Here is a 17,272-nt window from a genome sequence, read left to right on the forward strand (position 1 = left end):
TTGCAATGGACCGAATGACCCTGGAAACCGCCTCCATCATGGTCGACGCCGCCTTGGTGGAGGGCCGTCGCCTGCGCTTGCAGCCGCTGTGCGTGGCGGTGCTGGACGCCGGCGGCCACCTGTTGGCGCTCAAGCGCGACGAGCGCGCGAGCCTGCTGCGCCCGCAGATCGCCAACGGCAAGGCGGCTTCCGTGCTCGGCATGGGCTTCGGTGGCCGTGAACTGGCACGGCGCGCGGCAGCCCTGCCGGCCTTCTTCAACGCCTTGAGCGACCTGTCCGGCGGCAACATGCTGCCGGTGCCGGGTGGGGTGCTCATCCGCAATCAGCGGGGGGAGTTGCTGGGCGCCATCGGCATCAGTGGCGATACCTCCGACAACGACGAACGCTGCGCCATCGCCAGTGTGCTGGCGGCGAACCTGCTGCCGGATACCGGCGAATCCTGACCCCGGCCGCAACGAAGGCGTATCCATGGCAAAGGGATTTCAGCGCCAACTCAGCGCCAAGTGCTCGAATTCGAGGCTGGCGCCTTGCGGCGACAGCCTGCGGATTCACGCCAGTTCCAGCCAGATCGGCGCATGGTCCGACGGCTTTTCCATGCCGCGCAGGTCGTAGTCGATACCGGCATCTTTCAGGCGTGCCTGCAGCGGTTGGCTGGCGAGGATCACGTCGATGCGCAGGCCGCGCTTGGGGGTGTCTTCGAAGCCGCGGCTGCGGTAGTCGAACCAGCTGAAGCGGTCATTAACCTCGGGGTTGAGCTGCCGGAAGCTGTCCACCAGGCCCCAGCTCTTCAGGCGCGCCAGCCACTCGCGCTCTTCCGGCAGGAAGCTGCACTTGCCGGTCTTCAGCCAGCGCTTGCGGTTTTCTTCGCCGATGCCGATGTCACAGTCTTCCGGCGAGATGTTGATGTCGCCCATCACCACCAGCGACTGGCTCGGCTGAAACTGCTGCTCCAGCAGTACCTGCAGGTCGGCGTAGAAGCGCTCCTTGGCCGGGAACTTGACCGGGTGATCGCGGCTTTCGCCCTGGGGGAAGTAGCCGTTCATCACGGTCACCGGGTTGCCCTGGGCATCGGCGAAGGTGCCATAGATGAAGCGACGCTGGGCGTCCTCGGCGTCGCCGGGGAAGCCCTTGGACAGCGAAAGCGGTTCCTGGCGGGAGAGCAGAGCAACGCCGTAGTGGCCTTTCTGCCCGTAGTAATGCACGTGGTAGCCGAGCTGGCGGATTTCGGCTTCCGGGAACTGCTCGTCGGAGACCTTGGTTTCCTGCAGGCCGATCACGTCGGGCTGGTGCTTGGCGATCAGCGCTTCAAGCTGGTGAGGACGTGCCCGCAGGCCATTGATATTGAAAGAAACGATCTTCATCGCGAAGGCATCCTGGCAAAAAGGCGATGCTAGCCCAAGGCAACGACCCCGGCCAGTCGCATGGCCGGGCTGGGGAACTGGTGCTAATTTCCCTCATGGCCCGATAGAACCCATAACAAATGAGGTGCCGTGAATGCCCGGTTACATCCCTACTGCGCCGGTCCAAGTGCGCATGCTGGACGGTGGCTATGCCCGCGAGGCTCGCTCCTTGCTGTACCACGCCTATCGTCATGAACCCACCTTCGCTTATCTGTTCGAGGCGGAGCGCCCGGGCTATGAGCAGCGAGTACGCGCCACGGTGCGGGAACTGGTCCAGCAGCATTTCCTGGAAGACCTGCCAGCCATTGGCTTGTTGATCGAAGAGCGCCTGGTGGGGGTCGCCCTGATCGCACCGCCTCAGCGCCGTCTGGATATCACCGAAAGCTGGGGCTGGCGCTTGCGCATGCTGCTCACCACCGGCTTCCGCTGCACGCGCCGCTACCTCGACTACCACGACGCTGTGCTCGCTTGCCTGCCGCCGGGGCCGTACCACGTGCTGCCGCTGTTGGGTATCCACCCGGAGTTCCAGGGGCGTCACCTGGGGGAGCAGTTGCTGGAAGCGCTGCACAACTGGTGCGCCGATGACGACGGCTCCCAGGGCGTGGTCCTGGATACCGGCAATGTTCGCTACCTGGAGTTCTACAAGCGCCAGGGCTACGAAGAGGTGGGGGAGGTGGCCCTTGGGCCGGTGGTCGAGCATGTGTTCTTCCACCCCAATCCACGACCTTTGATGCGCGCCAACGTCTGACAGAGCTTAAGCACGGAAAGGCCGGAACGCCGTGCTAGCATGCCGCGCATGAATTACCGCCAAGGATTGCGCGGGCCGCTGCTGCTAGGCCTGCTTTGCACAAGTAGTCTGGCGCTGGCCAAGGCCACGCTGGACGTGAAGGTCGAACCTGCCAATGCAGCGCTGAAGGCCAATATCGAGGCTTACATCGGCGCCCTTGGCGATCGCAATGAAGAGGCCCTGCGACGTTTCCGGCGTTCCGCCGAGGAGCAGGCGCACCAGGCCGCCCAGGCGCTTGGCTATTACCAGGCCGAGATCGGCAGCCGTGTCGACGGTGGCAAGGACCCTGCTCTGCATGTGCTGGTGGTGCCCGGCGAGCCGGTACGCCTGCGCAACGTCGTGGTGAGGATTGATGGCGAGGCCAGCGCTCTCGTGGCCTTTCGCGTCCCCGAAAGCAAGGCGCTGAAGCAGGGCGCCCAGCTCAATCACGGCGCCTATGAGGATGCCAAGAAGCTGATCCAGAACCAGGCCCTGCGCTACGGCTTCTTCGACGGACGCTTCACCCGGCAGCGGCTGGACATCGACCCGCGCGCTGGCGTCGCCGATATCGAGCTGGTCTATGAAAGCGGCCCACGTTACAGCCTGGGCGCGGTCAGTTTCGACGGCGACACACCTTTCGACCCAGACCTGCTGGCGCGACTGGTGCCGTTTCCGGTCAACACGCCCTACGACTCCGACCAGGTCGCCAAGCTCAGCCAAAACCTCCAGGCCAGCGGCTACTTCGATGAAGTGCGGGTGGATGCCAGCCCGGTGAAGGGTGCCGGCCGGCTGATACCGGTCAAGGTCAAGCTGGCGGCCGTGAAGCCGCGCACCGTGGGGCTGGGGGTCGGCATTTCCACCGACGTGGGACCTCGCGCCCGAGCCAACTGGACTCGCCACTGGATCAACCCCCAGGGCCATCGTTTGGGTGCGGAGACCGAAGTTTCCCCGGTACGACAGAACGTCGGCACCTGGTACGAGATACCCCTGGACCCGCCCCTTACCGACACCCTGCGATTTTCCACCGGTTTGCAGCGGGAGAACCTGGTGGATGTCGATAGCCGCCGTTTTACCCTCGGTGGCCAGTGGCAGTCCAAGCTGCCCAGCGACTGGCAGCGGGTGGTGTCGTTGCGCTGGGAGCAGGAGACCTTCGACTTCGGTGACGGCAGCGACGATGGTCGCAGCAGCTTCCTGATTCCCGGGATCAGTTACGGCGTGACCCGCAGCGACAACAAACTCGATCCCAATCGCGGCTATTCGCTGCAGTTCGATGTGCGTGGCGCCAAGGAGGGCATCCTCTCCGACACCGATTTCACCTACGCCAGCGCCATGGCCAAGGGACTCTACACGCTGCCTGGCGGCCATCGCGTGCTGGGCCGTGTGCAGGCCGGCGGGATTGCCACGACCGACTTCGATGCCATTCCGCCGTCCCTGCGCTTCTTCGCCGGTGGTGACCAGAGCGTGAGGGGTTACGACTACCAGACCCTCTCTCCGGAAGACAGCAATGGCAAGAAGGTGGGCGGCCGCTACCTGCTGGTGGGGAGTGCCGAATACCAGTACCCCCTCACAGAAAAATGGCGTTTGGCAGCCTTCGTCGACCGCGGCAACGCCATGGACTCTCTCAACGCGGCCATGAAGACGGGCGCTGGCCTGGGCGTGCGCTGGGTCTCGCCGGTGGGGCCGATTCGCCTGGACGTGGCGAAGGCGCTGGATGACCCGGGGGGCTATCGCATCCACTTCTCCATGGGGCCGGAACTGTGAGGCGCGCGCTGAAATTTGGCCTCGCAGGGCTGGCTGCCGTCCTGGCGGGCATCGTGGCGATTCCGGCCGTGCTGCTGTTCACGGAGGTCGGTGGGCGCTGGTTGCTGGGCCACGTACCTGGGCTCGAGGTGGACGGCTTCAGTGGCACGCTCGGGGGGCGGTGGAGCGCGACGCGCCTGTCCTGGCAGCAGGATGGCACCGTCCTGAAGCTGGATGCGCCACGGCTGGATTGGTCGCCCGCCTGCCTGATGCGTCGCACCCTCTGTATCAACGAACTGGCCATCGAGAGCATCCAGCTCGATCTGCCGCCGTCGAAATCCGACGAAGCGACCGGCCCGATCAGCCTGCCGGAGTTGCGCCTGCCGCTGGCGCTGGAGGTCGGGCAAGTGCGCGTCGGTCGCTTCGTCCTCGATGGCAGCGATCAGTTCCAGCAACTGGACCTGGTGGCGCGCTGGCGGGCGGATGGCCTGCAGCTGGAGCGCCTCAGCCTGCGGCGCGACGAACTTTCGCTTGAACTGCAAGGTTCCCTGCGCCCCGAAGGCGATTGGCCAATGACAGTGCAGGGCAGCCTGCAGTTGCCCGCGCCGGGCGAGGGGCCCTGGAGGCTGGCGCTGAAGGCGAAGGGCGATCTGCAGGGCGTGCTCACGCTCCACGCCGACAGCAGCGGTTACCTCAATGGGCGCCTGGACGGCGAGCTCCGCCCGCTGGCAGACAACCTGCCGGCTAGCGCTACGTTGCGGGCCGATGGCTTCAAGGCCAGCGCCGGCTTGCCGGATACCCTGGTCCTCAATCAGGTGGAGCTGACCGCAAAAGGCGACCTCAAGGACGGCTATGCCGTACTGGGGAAGACCAGCCTGCCGGGGGAAGGCGGCGCCGTGGCACTGGGCCTGGATGGCCGGGTCGATGCCCGGGGTGCGGATATCCGGCAGCTTCTGCTCACGGGCGAGCCGCAGCAGACCCTGGCGTTGCAGGGACGGGTCGACTGGCAGCGGGAGCTCGCCATCGACAGCCGCCTGCAATGGCGCGACTTCCCCTGGCAACGTCTGTTCCCCCAGGAACAGCCGCCACCCGTGGAATTGCACCAGTTGGACGCCGAGGTGCGTTACGCCGGCAGTCGCTATGACGGCAAGTTCGACGCCCGCCTCAAGGGGCCGGCCGGTCACTTCAGCGTCGGCAGCCCGGTGGCGGGTGACCTGGCCAGCGTCACTCTGGCCGATCTGCAACTCAAGGCCGGGCAGGGCCGGGCCCAGGGTCGGGTGAAAATCGATTTCGCCAGTGGCTTCGGCTGGGACAGCCAGTTGGCCTTGAGCGAGCTCGACCCTTCCTACTGGCTGGCCGAGTTGCCGGGCAAGCTGGCCGGTAATCTGCAATCCAGGGGCGCCTGGCGTGACCAACGCCTGGACCTGAATGCCAATCTCGATCTCAAGGGCCAGCTGCGGGGCCAGCCTGCACTGCTCCAGGCCAAGGCAGAAGGAGCGGGCGAACGATGGCAGCTCCATGCGCTGCAGGTGCGCCTGGGCGACAACAGGATCGAAGGCCGGGGCCAGTTGGACCAGAAGCTCAGCGGCCGCCTCGACCTGGTCCTGAATCGCCTGGGCCAGCTCTGGCCGAAGCTGTTCGGTAAGGTCCAGGGCCGCCTCGACCTGGCCGGCACGCTGCAGGCACCGCAAGGCAAGCTGGCGCTGACCGGCGAACGCGTGGGGCAGGGCGACAACCGCCTCGACAGACTCAAGCTGGATGCCCAGTTGGACGCTGCCCAGCGTGGCCGTGTGCAACTGCAGGCGGACGGCTTGGCGTCTGGCGACAACGAATTCGGGACCCTGACAGCGGAAGGCTCAGGTGATCGTGTTCGTCAGCAACTGGAACTCAACCTCAAGGGGGCCATGCTCGACCTGTTGCTGGCCCTGGACGGCAAGCTGGAGGGCGGCAACTGGCGCGGGCGGCTGGCGCAGGGCGAGGTCCAGGCCGGCGGTCAGGACTGGCGCCTGGAAGCACCGGCGCGGCTGGAACGGCTGGCCGACGGCAAGCTGATCTTCGGCGCGCATTGCTGGCGCTCCGGGCCGGCGAGCCTATGCGGCGGCGAGCAGCGCCTGATGCCTGAGCCGAAGCTGGACTACCGCCTGCGCGACTTCCCCCTGGCCAGCCTGGCGCGCTGGCTGCCCGACGACTTCGCCTGGCAGGGCGAGCTGAATGCCGATCTCAAGCTCGACTTACCGGCCAGCGGCCCCAGCGGTCGCATTACCCTGGACGCCGGCAGCGGGGTGCTGCGACTGAAGGAGGAGGATCGCTGGGTCGACTTCCCCTACCAGCGCCTGCTGTTGGACAGCACCCTGCGCCCGCAACGCATCGACAGCCAGCTGAGTTTCCAGGGCCAGGGCCTCGGTGAATTGCAACTGGACGCACAGATCGATCCGCGCCCGGCGAACAAACCGTTGTCCGGTCAGTTCCGTCTGGATGGGCTGGACCTCGCCGTGCTGCGCCCGTTCGTGCCCAAGGTGGAAACGCTGGAAGGCCGCTTGCAAGGGGCCGGCAGCCTGAGCGGCACCCTGCAGGCGCCCTATGTACTGGGCAACTTGCGTCTGGCCGATGGCCGCATCGGCGGTGGCGACCTGCCCATGAGCTTCGAGTCCCTCGGCCTCGATGCGCGTATCGCTGGCGAAAGCCTCGAGTTGAGCGGGCAGTGGCGCAGCGGCGACCAGGGGCAGGGCAGCCTGTCGGGCAACCTGGCCTGGGCCCGTGGCCTGGACCTCGACCTGGCGCTACGTGGTTCGCGCCTGCCGCTGGTGGTGGAACCGTACGCGAACCTGGACGTGGAACCCGACCTTCGCATCGGGCTCGCCAGTGGCCGTCTGGCGCTGACCGGCAAGGTGCTGGTGCCGCGCGGCAAGATCAAGGTACGCGAGCTGCCGCCCCAGGCAGTCAAGGTCTCACCGGATGCGCGCCTGGTGGGCGAGCAAGACGCTGAGCAGCAGCCGCTGGAAATGGCCATGAACGTGGACGTGGAAGTCGGCCAGGATCGCCTGCAGTTCTCCGGCTTCGGCCTGACCGCGGACCTCCAGGGCCATCTCAAGGTCGGCGACAACCTCACTGGAAACGGGGAGCTGGTACTGAAGAACGGTCGTTATCGTGCCTATGGCCAACGCCTTGACCTGCGCCGCGCGCGCCTGCTGTTCGCCGGTCCGCTGGACCAGCCCTATCTGGACGTTGAAGCCGTCCGCACGGTGGGTGACGTCACCGCCGGCTTGCGCCTGAATGGCCGTGCCGACGAGCCCAGCACCGAAGTCTTCTCCAATCCAGCCATGAGTCAGGAACAGGCGCTGTCCTACCTGATTCTTGGCCGGCCATTGAACAGCAGCGAGGGCGACGGTAACGCAGTGGGCCGAGCCGCTCTGGCCATGGGTCTGTCCGGTAGCGCGCCGCTGACCAGCGAGCTGGCTCAGCGCCTCGGCCTCAAGGATCTGCAGCTCGATGACGACGGCGCCCTGGGGCAGATCACCGATCGCCTGAGCATCCGCTACGGCCTCGGCGTGGTGGATTCCACCAGCGTCGTGGCGCTGCGCTACGAGCTGACCAAGCAGCTCTACCTGGAAGCCGCCAGTGGTCTGGCCAGTTCGCTTGATCTGTTCTACAAGCGGGATTTCTGAGGTAGGAGACTGCTTTTCTGTCTGGCGGAAATGGCCTGGGATCGTGCTAGCATCCGCGCCGCGGCATGCCTCGGACCTTTCCAGTGCCCGTCCCGCAGTCCCTATGTTCCGGTTGGCGACGTCACCCGTTGCCACTGCGTCATGGAATGATCCCGATGCCTACCGGCAACGGGATTCCGAACCTGGAGTCGGCTACAGCCGCTCCTTCGAACAAGAAGAAAGGAGCCCTCTATGGAATCCATCCAATATCTGGTGAATCAGATCAACGGCCTCGTCTGGGGCCCACCCATGCTGGTGGCCATCCTCGGTACCGGCCTGTTCCTCATGGTTTTCCTGCGTTTCATGCCGTTGTTGCGTATCGGTACCGGTTTCCGCCTGTTGTGGCGGGGACGTGTCAAGAGTGACGACGAAAGCGGTGAGATCAGTCCGTTCCAGGCGCTGATGACCTGCCTGGCCGCCACGGTCGGTACCGGTAACATCGCCGGTGTCGCTACCGCCATCTTCCTCGGTGGGCCGGGTGCGCTGTTCTGGATGTGGTGCACTGCGCTGGTCGGCATGGCCACCAAATATTCGGAAGTCGTGCTGGCGGTGCACTACCGCGAGAAGGACGAGCGCAACGAGCATGTCGGCGGCCCGATGTATGCCATCAAGAATGGCCTGGGAAAGAAGTGGCTCTGGCTGGGCACCGCCTTCGCGATCTTCGGCGGCCTGGCCGGTTTCGGCATCGGTAACATGGTGCAGGTCAACAGCATGGCCCATGCCCTGGAAACCACCTTCGACATCCCGCTCTGGGCGACCGGCGTTGCCACCATGGTAATCACCGGCCTGGTGATCCTGGGCGGCATCCGCCGCATCGGTAAGGTGGCCGAGGCGCTGGTGCCCTTCATGTGCGTCACCTACATCATCGCTTCGCTGGTGGTGCTGGCGATCAATGTCGACGCCATTCCCGGCGCCTTCTCGCTGATCTTCACCCATGCCTTCAGCCCGGCCGCAGCCACCGGTGGCTTTGCCGGCGCGGCGGTGATGGCGGCCATTCGCTTCGGTGTCGCCCGAGGTATCTTCTCCAACGAGGCGGGCCTCGGCACCGCCGGTATCGCCCAGGCCGCCGGCACCACCAACAGCCCGGTGCGTTCCGGCCTGATCGGCATGCTCGGTACCTTCATCGACACCCTGATTATCTGCACCATGACTGGCCTGGTGATCATCTGCTCCGGCGTCTGGACCAGTGGGCAGAGCGGTGCGGCCTTGTCCGCGGCGGCCTTCGAATCGGCGCTGCCCGGCTTCGGCGCAATCATCCTGAGCATCGCCCTGGTGATCTTCGCCTATACCACCATCCTGGGCTGGAGTTACTACGGCGAGCGTTGCTGGGAGTTCCTGGTCGGCACCAAGGCGATCCTGCCGTTCCGCATCCTCTGGGTGCTGGCGATTCCCTTCGGCGCCGTGGCGCAGCTGGATTTCGCATGGCTGGTGGCCGATACGCTGAACGGCCTGATGGCTCTGCCGAACCTGCTCTCGCTGCTCCTGCTGAGCCCCGTCGTGGTGAAGCTGACCCGTGAGTACTTCGCCAGGGATCGTCTGGTGGTGAGCGTTTCCTGACTTTAGGGTCAGGACTTTTGCCGCGTGCCGTGCTTAACTTGGCGTCTTCGTACAACCACACCTCAAACAAGGATCCATGCAATGGCTCAAGTAACCCTCAAGGGCAATCCGATCAACGTCGACGGCCAGCTGCCGCAACAGGGCCAGCAAGCCCCGACCTTCAGCCTGGTCGGCAGCGACCTGTCCGACGTGACCCTGGCCAGCCTGAGCGGCAAGCGCAAGGTGCTGAACATTTTCCCGAGCGTCGACACCCCGACCTGCGCCACCTCCGTGCGCAAGTTCAACGTCGAGGCCAGCAAGCTGGCCAACACGGTGGTGCTGTGCATCTCCGCTGACCTGCCGTTCGCCCAGAAGCGTTTCTGCGGTGCCGAAGGCCTGGACAACGTGATCAACCTATCCACCATGCGCGGCGCCAATTTCCTCAAGGACTACGGCGTGGCCATCGCCAACGGCCCGCTGGCCGGCATCGCCGCCCGTGCGGTCGTGGTACTGGATGAGAACGACAAGGTGCTGCACAGCGAGCTGGTCGGCGAGATCGCTGACGAGCCGAACTACGCAGCGGCCATCGCTGTCCTGTAAGGCACGATGAAATGAAGAAGGGAGGCCAATGGCCTCCCTTCTTCATTTTCTGGCCGGCGTCGCCCCCGGATTTCATCCGGGCTACCGATCGGTAGGGTGGATAGCGCTTTTCTATCCACCATCGAGGCCAGGCCGGGCACCGATGGTGGACCGGTGAGGCGTGGTCCACCCTACGCGAGTCCGTGCCGGTCTCAACCTATAACGTCAGCTTCAACCTTCCGCTCAGCACGCCGGGCAGCAGCGCCGACCAGGTCTGGCGCTCGCCATAGGTGCTGCTCGACAGCCGCAGCTGGCGCTCCTGGGTCAGGGCTTCGAGCTGGTCGCCGAGGACGCTGTAGAGGCTGTCGTCGAAGCGCATGGTGTCCACGGGTGCCTGGATCTCGCCGTCTTCCACCCAGAAGGTGGCGAAGCGGGTCATGCCGGTCATGCGTGCGGCGGGCAGGTCCGACCAGTTCAGGTACCAGAGATTGCCGATGTAAAGGCCTGTGCCCAGGCGTTCCAGTACGCTGTCCAGGGGCATGTTGCCGGCGCCCATCACCAGCGACTGGGTGGCTTCATTGGCGTCGGCGCAGTTCGCTGCCAGGCCGTATTCGCGGGCGCTGCGGGGGTAGATCAGTTGCCCGGTCATCATCCCGTTGCGGATCAGGGCCACGTCGCTGCGTGGCGCACCTTCCGGGCCGAAAGCCGGGGCGAGGGCGCCGGCTACCTGCTCGTCCAGGTTCAGCAGCGGGCTGAAGCGGGCGCTGCCATCCTGCAGGCGTTGCAGGGGGCTTTCCTTGTTGGCCAGGGCGCGGGCGGAGAAGCCGGTCCAGGACAGCATGCCCAGTACTTCGTCGAGTGCCGCCGGGGCCAGGTAGGCGCGGTAGTCGCCGGGTTGCAGGTGGCGAACCGGCTTGCCCAGGTGCTCCAGTTGCTGGCGTGCATGGGCGAAGCGGCTGGCGAATTCGGCGCCGTCCCAGTGCGAGCCGGCGTAATCGGCTTTCACGGCCTGATGGTTGGCGTGGAACAGGCTCCAGTCGAAATTGAAACAGTGCGCAGCGTGCCAGCCGAAGGCGCCAAAACTGTTGGCCAAGCCACGGTACAGCGGGCCGGAGGCGTAGATGCCCACCAGGTCGAGGCCGTTGGCGACGGCGTCGATCTCGGCCAGCACGCTGGCGCAGTCGGGGAGGGCGGTTTCGTCTGTTGCACGCCGATGCCAGGCGGAGCGTTCCAGTTGCAGGTATGGGTCCGGTGGCAACTGCCCAATGACCAGTCGCAGTTGCACCAGCCCCTCGGCCAGGTGCTGGCGGTCGCTTTCCAGGCCACCGCTGAGGGTGACGGCGATCTCCGCGCTGCGGTCGTCACGGATCAGCCGCACGCGCCCGATGGCCTGGGTCACGTGGCCGGCCTGGCGTACCCGGGCCTTGTTGAAGCGAATGAACTCGGACTCCTCGGCGCTGTACCAGAGGCTGAAGTCCTCGCCGGCCTGCAGGCTGTCGCGCAGGCTTTCGGCCAGGGCGGTAAAGCGGGATTCTGCGTCGACCATCACTGGGCTCCTCCAAAGACTTCCACCTGTCTGAAGACGCATGCGGGCGCGGCATGGCCCACGCGCACCACCTGGTTGGGTTCGCCCTTGCCGCAATAGGGCGTGCCATGAACCTCGAAGGTGCCGGCGTCACCCACTGCGGCGAGGCTGCGCCAGAAGTGCGCCGATACACCACGGTAATTGGGATTCTTCACCACACCCTTGAGCTCGCCATTCTCGATCAGGCGGCCCCATTCGCAGCCGAACTGGAACTTGTTGCGGGCATCGTCGATGGACCAGGAGCGGTTGGTGCTCATCAGCACGCCGCGTTCGATGCCGCCGATCAGTTGCGCCAGGCTCTGGTCTCCAGGCTCCAGGTTGAGATTCGCCATGCGATCGATGGGGGCACGGTTCCAGTTGCTCGCCCGGCTGTTGGCGACCCCGGGCAGGCCGCTGCGTTGCTGGGAAAGCGCACCGCCCAGGGGACGCAGCAGGCGTCCGTCCTTGATGAGCATTTCCTTGCGGGCCGGCTGGCCGTCGTCATCAAAGCTGTAGCTGGCCAACTCTTCGGGGATGCCAGGGTCGAAACTGATGTTCAGCAACGCCGAGCCGTACTGGTAGCGGCCGAAATCGTCCAGGCTGATGAAGCTGGTGCCGGCATAGTTGCGCTCGTCACCGAGGATGCGGTCCAGTTCCAACGGGTGGCCGATGGATTCGTGGATCTGCAGCATCATCTGGTCCGGCATCAGCAGCAGGTCGGTGATTGCGCCGGGGGTGTTGGGTGCCAGCAGGAGTTGCAGGGCTTCGTCCGCTACCCGTGCCGCGGCGCCACCGAAGCCCAGGCGCTGAAGCACTTCGCCACCGCCTTGCTGGCCGCTGCCATAGCCGCCGAAGCTGCGCGTCTGGCTGTCGCTGCCATCGAAGGCGGTAACGCTGATGCCGGGGTAGGTGAAGCGCAGGTCCTGCCATTGCTCGGCGCCGGCGCTGTTGAGGTAGAGCTGCTCGTGCCGCTGGCTGTCCAGATAGAGGTTCCAGTTGACCAGTCGCGGGTCGCCGGGAATGCGCGCGGACTCCTCGGCGAGCAGCTCGAAGCGTTCGGCGAGGCTTGGGAAGGGCTGGTCCAGTCCTGGGGACTGATAACGGGCACTGGCTTGTGGCGGCTCCAGACGGCTCTGGTCGACCAGGGCGTAGCGGGCAATTCGCCTGGCGAGCGCCTCGGCCTTGTCCAGTGCCCGTTGCAGGCCGGCGGGACTGAGGTCGGCGGTGGCCGCATAAGCCTCTACGCCAGCCAGACGCACGCTGAGCATGGCGCCCAGGTCATGGCTCAGTGACGGTGGCTCGGCAACGCCACGGCGCAGCATGGCCTGTTCGGCGGTCTGCCGGACAATGCGCAGGGAATGGAACTCGGCGCGGGTGGTAAGGGCGGCGAAACGCTGCCTGAGATTTTCGAACACGGAACACTCCCTGGCCCGGTGAAGTCGATTCTGGCGCTGCCATCGCGTTACGGCGGCAGGTCAGTAAGCATAGTAAGTGGCGTAAGCACTAGGTAAATAGCCGGTAAATAGACTTTGCCTTCTGCTTTCAACTGCTTATCGTTCACGCTCTCGCAGACTTCGACCTGAATCATGTCCCCGATTACTGACAAGACCCCGAAATCCCGTTCCCTTCGTCACTGGCTGACCATCGCCTTCGCGTTGCTCGCGCTTCTGGTGCTGATCTGGTGGCTCTGGCCGGAAACCGCCGCCAAGCCCAGCGGCGAGGGCGGCCGGGGAGGGCCGGGCCGTCCGGGCTTTGGTGCCTTCTCAGGGCCGGTACCGGTGCGCGTGGCGACCATCACCCAGGGCGACTTCCCGGTTTACCTCAAGGCGTTGGGCACGGTGACTGCGCTGAACACGGTAAACGTGCGTGGCCGTGTCGACGGCGAGCTGGTCAAGCTGCCGTTCGAGGAAGGCCAGCAAGTCAAGGCCGGCGACCTGCTGGCGGTGATCGATCCGCGTCCGTACCAGGTCGCCTTGCAACAAGCCGAAGGCACCCTGGCGCAGAACCGCGCGCAAATGAAGAACGCCGAGATCGACCTGGCCCGCTACAAGGGTCTCTACGCCGAAGACAGCATCGCCAAGCAGACCCTGGATACACAGGAAGCCCTGGTGGCGCAGTATCGCGGCACCATCAAGACCAACGAGGCCGCGGTGGCAGAGGCCAAGCTCAACCTTGGCTTCACCCAGGTGCGCGCGCCCATCGCTGGCCGCCTTGGCCTGCGCCAGGTGGACATCGGCAACCTGGTTACCAGCGGCGATACCACGCCGCTGGTGGTCATCACCCAGACCAAACCCATCAGCGTCGCCTTCACCCTGCCCGAGGGGCAACTGCCGGCCGTGGTCGGCCCGTTCCGCGCTGGCCGATCCCTGGTGGTCGAAGCCTGGGATCGTGGTGACAAGGTCAAGCAGGCCGAAGGCGTGCTGCAGAGCCTGGACAACCAGATCGACACCACCACCGGCACCCTCAAGCTCAAGGCCCGCTTCGCCAACGAGGACGAAGCCCTCTTCCCCAACCAGTTCGTCAACATTCGCCTGCGTGCCGAGTTGTTGCAGCAGGCGGTGCTCATCCCCTCGGCTGCCGTGCAATTCGGCAGCCAGGGCACCTTTGCCTACGTGATGGACGGCGAGAAGAAGGTCAAGGTCCGCAAGCTGGAAATCGGCCCGGACGACGGCGAACGCACGGTGGTCAAGAGCGGCCTGCAACCGGGTGAGCGCGTGGTGCTGGAAGGCACCGACCGCCTGCGCGACGGCAGCGACGTAGAAGTGGTGCATGACGCGGAGGAGGTTCCCGTTCAGCCCTCCGAGCAACTCCAGGGCGCCAAGCCTGAAGGCCAGGACGCGAAAGGCGGCGTATGAACCTCTCTCGCCTGTTCATCCTGCGGCCGGTCGCCACCACCCTGAGCATGCTGGCGATCCTGCTCGCCGGCCTGATCGCCTACCGCCTGCTGCCGGTTTCCGCGCTGCCGGAAGTGGACTACCCGACCATCCGTGTCCTCACGCTCTATCCGGGTGCCAGCCCGGACGTGATGACCAGTGCGGTCACCGCGCCGCTGGAACGCCAGTTCGGGCAGATGCCCGGGCTGACCCAGATGTCCTCCACCAGCTCCGGCGGGGCGTCGGTCATCACCCTGCGCTTCAGCCTGGAAGTAAAGCTGGACGTCGCCGAGCAGGAGGTGCAAGCGGCCATCAATGCGGCCACCAACCTGCTGCCCAGCGACCTGCCGGCGCCGCCGGTCTACAACAAGGTCAACCCGGCGGATACCCCGGTGCTCACCCTGGCCATCAGCTCGAAGACCCTGCCGCTACCCAAGCTGCATACGCTGGTGGACACGCGCATGGCGCAGAAGCTGGCACAGATCAACGGCGTCGGCATGGTCAGCATCGCCGGGGGCCAGCGCCAGGCCGTGCGAATTCGCGTCAACCCTGAAGCCCTGGCGGCCAATGGCCTGAACCTGTCGGATGTACGCAGCCTTGTCGGCGCCTCCAACGTCAACCAGCCCAAGGGCAACTTCGACGGCCCGACCCGTGTGTCCATGCTGGACGCCAACGACCAGCTGAAGTCCGCCGAGGAATACGCCAATCTCATCCTCGCCTACAACAACGGCGCGGCCCTGCGCCTGAAGGACGTGGCCGAGATCGTCGACGGCGCCGAGAACGAGCGCCTCGCTGCCTGGGCCAACCAGAATGAAGCGGTGCTGCTGAACATCCAGCGCCAGCCGGGCGCCAACGTCATCGACGTGGTGGACCGCATCCAGGCGTTGCTGCCGGCGATCAATGCCAACCTGCCGGCGGGCATCAGTGTCGTGGTGCTCACCGACCGCACCCAGACCATCCGCGCGGCCATCACCGACGTGCAGCATGAACTGTTCCTCGCCATCGCCCTGGTGGTGATGGTGACCTTCCTGTTCCTGCGTCGCATGAGTGCCACCCTCATTCCGTCCATCGCCGTGCCGCTGTCCCTGGTGGGCACCTTTGCGGTGATGTACCTGGCCGGCTTCTCCATCAACAACCTGACGCTGATGGCCCTGACCATCGCCACCGGATTCGTGGTGGACGATGCCATCGTCATGCTGGAGAACATCGCCCGCCACCTGGAAGAGGGCGAGACGCCGCTCAATGCCGCGCTCAAGGGCGCCAGGCAGATCGGCTTCACCCTGATTTCCCTGACGTTCTCGCTGATCGCGGTGCTGATCCCGCTGCTGTTCATGGCGGATGTGGTGGGCCGGCTGTTCCGCGAGTTCGCCATCACCCTGGCGGTGGCGATCCTGATCTCGCTGGTGGTCTCCCTGACCCTGACGCCGATGATGTGCGCGCGCCTGCTCAAGCGTGAACCCAAGGAAGAGGCGGGGGGCTTCTACAAGGCCAGCGGCGACTTCATCGACGGCATGATCGACTATTACGGCCGGGGCCTGACCTGGGTGCTCAAGCACCAGGGCCTGACCCTGCTGGTGGCTGTCGGCACCCTGGCGCTGACCGTGGTGCTCTACCTTGCCGTGCCCAAGGGCTTCTTCCCGGTGCAGGACACTGGCGTGATCCAGGGCATCACCGAAGCGCCGCAATCGGTCTCGTTCCGCTCCATGAGTGAGCGCCAGCAGAAGGTCGCCGCGCTGATCCTCAAGGACCCCGCGGTAGCCAGCCTGACCTCCTACATTGGCGTCGATGGCGACAACGTCACCCTCAACAGCGGCCGCATGCTGATCAACCTCAAGCCCCACGGCGAGCGTGACGTGACCGCCAGTGAGGTGATCCAGCGGCTGCAACCGGAACTGGACAAACAGAGCGACATTCGCCTTTACCTGCAGCCGGTGCAGGACCTGACCATCGAGGACCGGGTCAGCCGTACCCAGTTCCAGTTCAGCATGGAATCCCCCGACGCCGACCTGCTCAACGAGTGGACCGGCAAGCTGGTGGATGCGCTGCGCCAGCAACCGGAGCTGTCCGACGTGGCCAGCGACTTGCAGGACAAGGGCCTGCAGGTCTATCTGAACATCGACCGTGACATGGCCGGGCGCCTGGGCGTGGAAATCTCCGCCATCACCGACGCGCTCTATGACGCGTTCGGCCAGCGGCAGATCTCCACCATCTTCACCCAGGCCAGCCAGTACCGCGTGGTGCTTGAGTCCGCCGCAGGCGAGGTGATCGGTCCGCAGGCACTGCAACAGATCCACGTCGCCACCAGCGCCGGCACACAGGTGCCGCTCTCCGCCCTGGCGAGGGTGGAAGAGCGCCAGGCGCAACTGGCGATCAACCATATCGGCCAGTTCCCGGCGGTGACCCTGTCCTTCAACCTGGCCCCCGGCGTCGCCCTGGGCGAGGCGGTGGCGGTGATCGAGCGGGTGCAGCAGGAAATCGGCATGCCCGAGGGCATCCAGACCCGCTTCCAGGGCGCGGCGGCGGCCTTCCAGGCGTCGCTGTCCAGCACGCTGCTGCTGATCCTCGCCGCCGTGGTGACCATGTACATCGTGCTGGGGGTGCTCTACGAGAGCTACATCCACCCGGTGACCATTCTCTCCACGTTGCCGTCGGCGGGCGTCGGCGCCTTGCTGGCACTGTTGCTGACCGGCAATGACCTGGGCCTGATCGCGATCATCGGCATCATCCTGCTGATCGGCATCGTGAAGAAAAACGCCATCATGATGATCGACTTCGCCCTGGAGGCGGAGCGGCATCAGGGCATGTCGCCGGAGGCTGCGATCTACCAGGCGGCGCTGCTGCGCTTCCGGCCGATCCTGATGACCACCCTGGCGGCCCTGTTCGGCGCCATCCCGCTGATGCTCGCCACGGGCTCCGGCGCCGAACTGCGTCAGCCGCTCGGCCTGGTGATGGTTGGCGGCCTGCTGCTCTCCCAGGTGCTGACCCTGTTCACCACCCCGGTGATCTACCTGGCCTTCGACCGCCTGGCCCGCCGCTTCACCGGCCGCAGCGCGGCGGGGGTAACGGTATGAAGGTTGGAGGAGGCACATTTAACTCCCTCTCCCTCTGGG

11 protein-coding genes are annotated in these 17,272 nt (G+C 65.6%); 8 read left to right on the plus strand and 3 right to left on the minus strand.

The window, feature by feature from the left end; all coding sequences use genetic code 11:
• Positions 1–5: 5 nt before the first annotated feature.
• Entirely contained in the window at positions 6–443 is a 438-nt protein-coding gene (locus tag AAHM40_RS13835) for a GlcG/HbpS family heme-binding protein (RefSeq protein WP_342245160.1), read from the plus strand.
• A 105-nt stretch (positions 444–548) separates the two neighbouring features.
• Here the strand turns inward: AAHM40_RS13835 and xthA are convergent, their stop codons facing one another.
• Positions 549–1,361, minus strand: a complete 813-nt coding sequence (gene xthA, locus AAHM40_RS13840; RefSeq protein ID WP_342245161.1) for an exodeoxyribonuclease III — start codon at positions 1,359–1,361, stop codon at positions 549–551.
• Between the two features lie 133 nt (positions 1,362–1,494).
• On the opposite strand from xthA, the gene AAHM40_RS13845 reads away from it, so the two are divergent.
• The 5 genes from AAHM40_RS13845 (at position 1,495) to tpx (ending at position 9,746) form a co-directional block, all read left to right on the plus strand.
• Entirely contained in the window at positions 1,495–2,148 is a 654-nt protein-coding gene (locus AAHM40_RS13845; protein WP_342245162.1) for a GNAT family N-acetyltransferase, read from the plus strand.
• A gap of 48 nt (positions 2,149–2,196) precedes the next feature.
• Entirely contained in the window at positions 2,197–3,927 is a 1,731-nt protein-coding gene (locus tag AAHM40_RS13850) for an autotransporter assembly complex protein TamA (RefSeq protein WP_342245163.1), read from the plus strand.
• On the plus strand, positions 3,924–7,571 hold the full coding sequence (locus tag AAHM40_RS13855; protein ID WP_446731571.1) for a translocation/assembly module TamB domain-containing protein: 3,648 nt from the start codon (positions 3,924–3,926) through the stop codon (positions 7,569–7,571). The genes AAHM40_RS13850 and AAHM40_RS13855 overlap by 4 nt, the downstream gene beginning before the upstream one ends.
• A gap of 231 nt (positions 7,572–7,802) precedes the next feature.
• The gene (locus AAHM40_RS13860) at positions 7,803–9,167 is read left to right on the plus strand and encodes an alanine/glycine:cation symporter family protein (RefSeq protein WP_342245164.1); all 1,365 of its coding nucleotides are present in this window, start codon (positions 7,803–7,805) and stop codon (positions 9,165–9,167) included.
• 81 nt (positions 9,168–9,248) lie between these two features.
• Positions 9,249–9,746, plus strand: coding sequence for a thiol peroxidase (tpx, locus tag AAHM40_RS13865; protein ID WP_342245165.1), 498 nt, complete (start codon positions 9,249–9,251; stop codon positions 9,744–9,746).
• Between the two features lie 196 nt (positions 9,747–9,942).
• Here tpx and AAHM40_RS13870 read toward each other — a convergent pair whose 3' ends face one another.
• Entirely contained in the window at positions 9,943–11,271 is a 1,329-nt protein-coding gene (locus AAHM40_RS13870; RefSeq protein ID WP_342245166.1) for a TldD/PmbA family protein, read from the minus strand.
• Entirely contained in the window at positions 11,271–12,704 is a 1,434-nt protein-coding gene (locus tag AAHM40_RS13875; RefSeq protein ID WP_342245167.1) for a TldD/PmbA family protein, read from the minus strand. Before AAHM40_RS13875 ends, AAHM40_RS13870 begins: the two co-directional genes overlap by 1 nt.
• Before the next feature lie 171 nt (positions 12,705–12,875).
• Between AAHM40_RS13875 and AAHM40_RS13880 the strand changes: the two genes are divergently transcribed.
• A complete protein-coding gene (locus tag AAHM40_RS13880) occupies positions 12,876–14,144 on the plus strand; it encodes an MdtA/MuxA family multidrug efflux RND transporter periplasmic adaptor subunit (protein WP_342245168.1) in 1,269 nt (422 codons plus the stop codon).
• Complete coding sequence (locus AAHM40_RS13885; protein ID WP_342245169.1) at positions 14,141–17,233, plus strand: MdtB/MuxB family multidrug efflux RND transporter permease subunit; 3,093 nt, start codon at positions 14,141–14,143, stop codon at positions 17,231–17,233. Before AAHM40_RS13880 ends, AAHM40_RS13885 begins: the two co-directional genes overlap by 4 nt.
• Positions 17,234–17,272 lie beyond the last annotated feature (39 nt).

It is taken from the genome of Pseudomonas sp. OTU5201, assembly GCF_038440135.1.
Taxonomy (GTDB): domain Bacteria; phylum Pseudomonadota; class Gammaproteobacteria; order Pseudomonadales; family Pseudomonadaceae; genus Metapseudomonas; species Metapseudomonas resinovorans.

What these genes read in the sequence shown, in the direction of transcription:
- AAHM40_RS13835 (WP_342245160.1), top strand. Translation starts at nt 6, where the DNA reads ATGGACCGAATGACCCTGGAAACCGCCTCCATCATGGTCGACGCCGCC.
- xthA (WP_342245161.1), bottom strand. Translation starts at nt 1,361, where the DNA reads ATGAAGATCGTTTCTTTCAATATCAATGGCCTGCGGGCACGTCCTCAC.
- AAHM40_RS13845 (WP_342245162.1), top strand. Translation starts at nt 1,495, where the DNA reads ATGCCCGGTTACATCCCTACTGCGCCGGTCCAAGTGCGCATGCTGGAC.
- AAHM40_RS13850 (WP_342245163.1), top strand. Translation starts at nt 2,197, where the DNA reads ATGAATTACCGCCAAGGATTGCGCGGGCCGCTGCTGCTAGGCCTGCTT.
- AAHM40_RS13860 (WP_342245164.1), top strand. Translation starts at nt 7,803, where the DNA reads ATGGAATCCATCCAATATCTGGTGAATCAGATCAACGGCCTCGTCTGG.
- tpx (WP_342245165.1), top strand. Translation starts at nt 9,249, where the DNA reads ATGGCTCAAGTAACCCTCAAGGGCAATCCGATCAACGTCGACGGCCAG.
- AAHM40_RS13870 (WP_342245166.1), bottom strand. Translation starts at nt 11,271, where the DNA reads ATGGTCGACGCAGAATCCCGCTTTACCGCCCTGGCCGAAAGCCTGCGC.
- AAHM40_RS13880 (WP_342245168.1), top strand. Translation starts at nt 12,876, where the DNA reads ATGTCCCCGATTACTGACAAGACCCCGAAATCCCGTTCCCTTCGTCAC.
- AAHM40_RS13885 (WP_342245169.1), top strand. Translation starts at nt 14,141, where the DNA reads ATGAACCTCTCTCGCCTGTTCATCCTGCGGCCGGTCGCCACCACCCTG.